5 protein-coding genes are annotated in these 6,876 nt (G+C 58.2%); 4 read left to right on the plus strand and 1 reads right to left on the minus strand.

All coding sequences use genetic code 11. The features are described from left to right. Nucleotides 1–652 precede the first annotated feature (652 nt). On the plus strand, nt 653–859 hold the full coding sequence (locus D6B98_RS41305) for a hypothetical protein (RefSeq protein WP_126262192.1): 207 nt from the start codon (nt 653–655) through the stop codon (nt 857–859). 940 nt (nt 860–1,799) lie between these two features. Here D6B98_RS41305 and D6B98_RS39105 read toward each other — a convergent pair. Next, nucleotides 1,800–2,003 carry a hypothetical protein gene (locus D6B98_RS39105; protein WP_126262193.1) on the minus strand — a complete coding sequence of 68 codons (204 nt, stop codon included), beginning with the start codon at nt 2,001–2,003 and terminating at the stop codon, nt 1,800–1,802. Between the two features lie 369 nt (nt 2,004–2,372). On the opposite strand from D6B98_RS39105, the gene D6B98_RS39110 reads away from it, so the two are divergent. The 3 genes from D6B98_RS39110 to D6B98_RS39125 all read left to right on the plus strand — a co-directional run. Next, complete coding sequence (locus D6B98_RS39110; RefSeq protein WP_235884962.1) at nt 2,373–2,639, plus strand: DUF4349 domain-containing protein; 267 nt, start codon at nt 2,373–2,375, stop codon at nt 2,637–2,639. Between the two features lie 1,338 nt (nt 2,640–3,977). After that, complete coding sequence (locus D6B98_RS39115; RefSeq protein WP_126262194.1) at nt 3,978–4,364, plus strand: ectoine synthase; 387 nt, start codon at nt 3,978–3,980, stop codon at nt 4,362–4,364. Between the two features lie 449 nt (nt 4,365–4,813). Continuing rightward, nucleotides 4,814–6,876: non-ribosomal peptide synthetase (locus D6B98_RS39125; RefSeq protein WP_126262196.1), on the plus strand; the 2,063-nt coding region annotated here is incomplete at its 3' end.

The raw sequence follows: 6,876 nt of genomic DNA on the forward strand, positions 1-6,876 counted from the left end.
ACGGCAGCCTAACCCCGGCAGAGGCTCCACTTATCGACGCGGATATTCTGTTCAGACAACCGGGGCCAGCTCACTCCCCAACCTGCATAAAGATCGCCAAGAGCGGCTAGGGGGCGAGTCACGGATCACTGTTCGTAGGTGTCGGATCTTGGCGCGATTTCGTCGTCAAACACGGGGCCGGCGCTGGTTTTTGGCGTGAAGATATGCTTCATCGCAACAATTGATCGCGATGTCCCTCTACAGTGCAAGAGGCGAAGCCTTCGGGCTTGGTTGGGCGCGGCGGGCGCGATAAGCGGCAAGAGGTCCGCAACCGAACTGGCAACCTACGAACACATTGGCCTGCCGCAGCCGGCCAACCAGTCCGGCGCCCAATAGAAGTCCCAGCACACCCTGCGTAATCGCAGGGCGTCGCGTTGGGCTCTGAGCTCTGCCAAACTTGTCTGCTAAGCCGGAGAGAAGCGACGAGAAGAGCAAAAGCAGGCCGATTAGGCGAGCTACCGCAGTTGATTAGCGATCGCAGAGATGCTGGACATTGCACCGCCGTGAAAATCGGCTGACCCGCAGTCGCGAAGCCTCATACGATCTGATGTACTTGCGTTGCGGTCCAGCAAATGCCCATTATCTTCCTCGATGGGATGAGGGAGATCTCCCAATGCTCGACGGTGCCACGACCGCGCTCCTGCGCACGATCCTGGAGGAGGTTTGCGAGAACGTCCCACCGTATGACGCTGGCGTCCGCGCCTACGTTGCCTCCAAAATCCTGGAGGCGGCCACCAGAGGTGAGACGCGCCCCGATCTGCTTAGACAGATCGGTCGGGAGGCTCTTTCCAAAGCGCCAACGATGTGGCGATACACCTAGGACCCGGCTTGTCATCGAGGTGAATTTACAAGTCGCAGTGCTGAAGATCCTGGCCCGTTCTCTAGTTTTCGCGCCGTCGCGCCGCCTGCGGCGTAGCGATCCGGCCAGCTCGCAGAGGTCTGTTGTGGTCGCAAATCGATGGCGGCCTACGTCACCCAAGACGCAGCGTCATCCGGTGGAGCATTGTCATGGCGCATCCTTTCGCGCGCAGCGGACGCGAACGGATCCGCGTGTTGAAGTTCATTGTTCATGTCGTGGGCGACATTCACCAACCTGCGGCGGTCGGTTGCCGATTGAGAAACAGCGCGCGGTGTCCGTCAGCTGCGCGTCCAACGGAATCTTTGTACGATGGACACGGGCGCAGCGTCTCATCGTTGCGGGCGAGCGTTCCTGGCCGCAGGAGTTGATGCGCTCATATACAATCGCATGTGCAGGCTCGGACGATGACACGATCTGGCATCTCGAATGCTCTGCGCCAAATCAGACCTTTTTCCCCGCGAAGCGGTAAGCATCCGCTTGTTCAACGGTTAGATTGGCTGCTAAGCCGGTTCCGATCAACGCTGGCCGCTTGCGCTCTCGATAATAAACCATCCAACCAGTCCCGCCCTTCCGAACGAAGATCTGTTTTGCGAACAAGCACCGGCAGTCAATCTTAGTCCCCCGAGGTCGTTGCCACGATACGTCACGATCGGCCCATGCAAGTCGCCGCGCCGCATTTGCATATATGAATCGGTAGGCGGGTTGCTCCTGCGAGCGGCCAATCGTTTAAAGAGAGCAGCTCGCACAAAAGGCAGCGCATCCAAGCCTTGGCGCACGCATCCTTGCGCGCCACGATACCGGTGAGGCGTTGTGCTCATAACATTCATCCGCAAATGCGGGCGAAGTCAGTCTTCGGCGCCGGAGCGCCGTCAACTCACGCGAGCCGGTGCGCCGTTGCTGTTTACTCCTGTGGGAGCGCCGCAAGTGCCTTTTCGATCACTGTGATTTCTTGACTGACCTGAGCGATTGCTTCCTTCGGATCAATTCCGGTAACGCGGTTCAACTTCTGCAGTAGCTCCCGCCGATGTGTCAGAAGGTTCTCCAGCGCGCTGCGGTTGTTTAGTTTCACATAGCCTTCCACAATCAATCCAATCGAAAGAGACATCCGAAACTCTCAAGCAAACCTGTTCTCAACGAAGCTGCGTATAGCACATCGGCAGATGATGTTCAGCTCGCCGCGAGAGAATACTGACGGGCGAGCTTGTTGGCGACAAGCGTCCGCCACCGGCGGCTTGCCGAATATTCCTTGCGCCTTGCAGGCGTCCAGCTCTGTTTGAGGGATTAGCGGAGCAGAAAAACGGTGTATGGCGAGCCAAAAACGCTGCAGATCATCGAAATGGAAATGCTAGGAGTGATATCACGAACTGCCATGCCGAACGGCGTGGAGATGCGATGACAGGCGGCGCACTAACCGACGACATGCTCGCCTGAATATCTCTCTGTAGACATTGCGACGACGTCAGGAGCGTCCAGGATGCTCGATGAATACTTTGCCCGCATTCGTGCTCACCGCAACAATATCCACCGCTATCGTCGCCTGCTGAAGTCGAACCTGTCGGATGTCGAACGTCAGTTCATCGAAAAACGCCTCACCGAAGAGCAGACCGCGCTCGAGTCTCTTTCGGCCGAGACCTTCCCGCTCGCGTTTGGCCTTCGGAAAGGGGGCGGACATGCCGGCGAGCTAGGCGCGGAGCCGCGAACGACGTGCGCGTCCGGGACCCCGGGCGGCCTGATCTGCTGACCTGCGCGGGGCGCGGTGGCATTTGGGAGCCCGCCCGAACCCGGATTTTATCCGATAAGGTCACCGAGCGCGCATTTGCGGCGTCCGCGCATGAACCTCAAGAAGCGTTCCGCGCGCTCGCCCGAGCTTTGGTGGCGCAGCTGCATGTGGAAGCCGTCTCTCGCTCGCGCCCCACTCTGTCTGCCGTTCACCGCGAGAAGCTGGTGCAGCGGCTCTTGATTGACTGGAAGCAACAGGTGTTTGGGATAAGCGACCGATTTCTCAAATTTGTGGCGCGCGCCCGAAGCCAAAAGGTGACACTCTCTCGCTCAGAGGGGAGCTTACTCAAAGCCTGACGATCTCGAAGCTGCAGAGGCGTGTTTCCGAAGGGCCGCAGACCATTTCCGCGCCGCTGACCGGACGAATGAGGCTGAGAGCTTGCAACACCGCGTCCAGGTGTTAGCCGATCGACGACGAGTGCAGAGCGCCTTTCAAGATGCTCGTGTGACTAAGAAGACCCGCCCAAGATCGCCACGAGCGAAGAAGCCTCCCTCCGAGTCAAAGTCTGCTAAATCGGCGAGGCCAGAACGCGGAAGCCGAAGCGCAAGGTTGCGAAAAAAAAGAAATAGCTCAACGGACAGCCACAGGGCGGCGCAGCTTGTGCCAAGGATTTCCGACGTCACAACGAGTTTTCCGAGCGTGACGCCAGGAGTAGTTTGCAACTTCTAAAAGCGGATTGAAGCGGTTTGGGGATCTTGACGCTCCGCTCTGCTCGACCGGTTCTCGCTCGAGGATCTGTTTGTATTCGGCCAATATCTCGCCAGTTTGTTAGATTGGCTACACGCCCAGCCAAATCGTTCTAATCGCTAGCCAGCTGAGACAGCCACAACTTTTATCTTTCATCGGTCTCCTATCGCGGCATGACATTTGCTCTCCTAGCTGAGACGCTGGGGAACCGTATTCGCGGCGAGAGGGACAGCAAGGAAGGAAACGACTTGCCAAATCTCCGACTGGAGACAGTTCATGTCGCCGGCAATATCTCCAGCAGCATTCTGGGAAATACAAAGGTAAGCGGTACCGCGCGAAAGGTGGAACATCAAGCTGGTACGCGCCGATCGGGGCGGCTGCGAAATACCCTCGCGCCTATAGTTTTAATAGTCGATGTGGGGCAAATGGCAGGGCGTTTGCGTGTAGCCAATCCCCTGGGATTACTGCACGGGTTCTCAGCATCCGGCGGCGGGGGTTTTCGACAGAGATCCCAGTCGGCCGCGCGACACGGGAGGTCGCAGTTCCGGGGCAGAACAAGCGCCTCCAGCCTTTGGATCAATCACTTCAATCTGCACGGGGCAATCTAACACTATGATTGTGCGTAGTCTGCACGACGTTGAAGCAACCGATCACTTCGTCGATTGGGGCAATGGTACTAGCCACCGCCTTCTGACGGATAAGGACGGCATGGGTTTTAGCATCTGCCACACCGTCGTGCGCGCCAACACCGTTTCCCTTCTGCAATACCGGAATCATCTCGAAGCCTGCTACTGCATCGGCGGAGAGGGCGAGGTCGAGGACATGGACGGCAATGTCTTTCCCATTCGCCGGGGCGACATGTATGTGCTTGACAAGCATGACAAGCATTTCCTGCGCGGGGGACGGGGAAAGGACTTGATCCTCGTTAGCATCTTCAACCCGCCCCTCACCGGAACCGAGCGCCACAAGCTCGACGACCCGGCAGGCTCCACATATTGAGCGATGCGAAGAAACACCAATCCAATATGAACTGCCGCTAATTGCCAGAAACGTTTACTCGAGCCATCCAGCATTGCCCCGTACCGCACGCGCGGACCTCAGAAAAACTCTTTGTCCCGGTTTTGCGAAAGGCGGACGCGATGCGGTTCGGCTGAGCCGACAAATTACTTTGGGAGTCCAGGCTTGTCCGGAAGACCAGGCGGTGGATGCTTATGCCGATTAATGGCGCGCTCAGTTGTACGATGTCGGGCGACGCTGTTGGAGAACTGACATAGTACCGCTGTGACGATCGCAGTGATTGCACCCGATTTCACCGTTGGCACGATACATGCGTAATCCTCTAAAGCGCGCCATAGAGGAGGAGTCGTTCGATGAGAACGCTTACCAGAAACGCTGACGCGGTTGAGCGGCAGCTGCGATACTGCCGGCACCATATTTGGTGATGCGGAATGAGCGATGAACAGGTGCAGAGCATATCTGGCCCACATGAGCTGCTGGCGCGCGGGGAGGAGTTTTGGCGACGGCGCCTCGAGCAGTTTAGAAGATTGCATCCTCCTTTCGTGTCATCATCCGCGGCTGCGGCGCCTTCCCGATGGCAGTCGAGTTCGTGGGTTAGCCCAAGTGCTTTGGCTGAACTTTCCCCACAAGATCGCTCGGAATATTTGGTAACGGCTTGGCTGATCTATCTCGCTCGGATCACGGGGCAAAAAAAGCTTCAACTGGGATGGAAGCCTGCATGGGACGGATTGCAAGCTGGCTGCAAACTCGTCGAGATGTTGATCGCCTCCGTCGTTCCGATGGATGTTTGCATTGAGCTTTCTCATGATTTTGAAGAAGTGCGCACAACCGTAGCAGCCGAAGTCGCTCAGCTGAGGACGCACGCTACCTATGCCCGGGATCTTATCGCGCGCTGCCCGACATTGCGAAGTGTGGAGGCGTTACAGTCGCGCCAGCCTTGGCCGATTGGCATTGCCATCACGACAGAGAGCTGTTCCGTCGCCGACGATCTGTCGACGAGCCATAAGGCGGCCCGAGCCTTATGCGGCGATTTGCTGACGTTTGAGGTTTGCGCTCTGGATGGGAGCTTCCGCTGGCATTTTGATGCCGCTCGATTAGCGCCGAACCAGATTGACCGCATGACGCATCATTTGCAAGCTTTGTTACGCGGCGTGATGGACGATGCGGGGCAGTCTGTTGGCCGAATCGGCGTTCTGCCAACCGACGAACGCACGTATCTACTTGAAGATTTGAATCGAACGGCGGCGCCCTTTTCGTTTCAGCGATGTATCCATGAGTTGTTCGAGGCGCAGGTGCAAAAGGCGCCGAATGCGGTGGCGGTGGTCCATAATAATGAGAAACTAAGCTATGGCGAACTCAATGCGCGCGCCAACCGGCTGGCGCATCATCTGATCGAGCTCGGCGTCAAGCCGGATCAGCCGGTGGCGATCTGCCTGGGACGCAGCCTAGCGATGGTGGTTGGTGTCTTGGCGATCATGAAGGCCGGAGGCGCCTATCTGCCGCTAGATCCGGCGTATCCCTCAGCGCGGCTGCGGCAAATCGTCGACGATGCAAAACCGAAACTGCTGCTTTGCGATGTCGCCGGCCAAACCGCATTGGGCGCCGAAGCCGTGGCCGATGCGACGGTGGTCGAACTGGAGACGGCGGCCCCGCCCTGGACCGAGCGGCCGCCTTCGAACCCGGACCCAGTCACGCTTGGCCTCACATCGCGCCATCTCGCCTATGTCATCTATACATCCGGCTCAACCGGAATCGCCAAGGGCGTTGAAATGTCCCACGGCGCACTCGTGAATTCGCTTGCGGGAATCGGCGCGTCAAAACTGCGCACACTTCAATTTGCGACCCTGAACTTCGATGTGTCCTGTCAGGAGTTGTTCATCTGTTGGAAGGACGGCGGAGCGCTTGTGCTCGTGCGGGAAGAGACCCGGAGGCGCTTCTCCGACCTGCTGGAATTTTTACAGCGGGAGGCAATCGAGCGGCTTTTCCTCCCTTTCGTAGCATTGAATCATTTCGCGGAAGTCTGGAGCAGGCAGCGCGTACAGCTGCCCTCTTTAAGAGAGTTTTATACAGCCGGCGAGCGATTGCACGCCACTCCGCTGCTTAGGGCGTTCTTCGAAGCACACCCGAACGCGAGATTGATCAATCAATATGGGTCCACAGAAATCAGCGTCATTTCCGAGCACCGCCTTGCAGCCGATCCGTCATGTTGGTCCGAGATGCCTCACATCGGGCGTCCAATCGCCAACACGCGGGTGTACCTGCTGGACGGCCATGGCGCGCCCGTGCCGTTCGGTGCGGTTGGCGAGCTTTACATTGGCGGGGCGGGGGTGGCACGGGGCTATCTGAACCGCCCCGAGCTGACAGCCGAGCGGTTCATCGCCAGTCCCTTTGTCGAAGGCGACCGGCTGTACCGGACCGGCGACCTGGCACGCTACCTGCCGGACGGCAATCTTGAGTTCCTGGGCCGCAACGACGATCAGGTGAAGATCCGCGG

Origin of the sequence: Bradyrhizobium sp. LVM 105 (assembly GCF_003957705.1) — a bacterium.
Lineage (GTDB): Bacteria > Pseudomonadota > Alphaproteobacteria > Rhizobiales > Xanthobacteraceae > Bradyrhizobium > Bradyrhizobium frederickii.

Bases quoted from the DNA above. Each gene is read 5' to 3' on its own strand.
- D6B98_RS39105 (WP_126262193.1), bottom strand. From the start codon at position 2,003: ATGTCTCTTTCGATTGGATTGATTGTGGAAGGCTATGTGAAACTAAAC.
- D6B98_RS39110 (WP_235884962.1), top strand. From the start codon at position 2,373: ATGCTCGATGAATACTTTGCCCGCATTCGTGCTCACCGCAACAATATC.
- D6B98_RS39115 (WP_126262194.1), top strand. From the start codon at position 3,978: ATGATTGTGCGTAGTCTGCACGACGTTGAAGCAACCGATCACTTCGTC.
- D6B98_RS41305 (WP_126262192.1), top strand. From the start codon at position 653: ATGCTCGACGGTGCCACGACCGCGCTCCTGCGCACGATCCTGGAGGAG.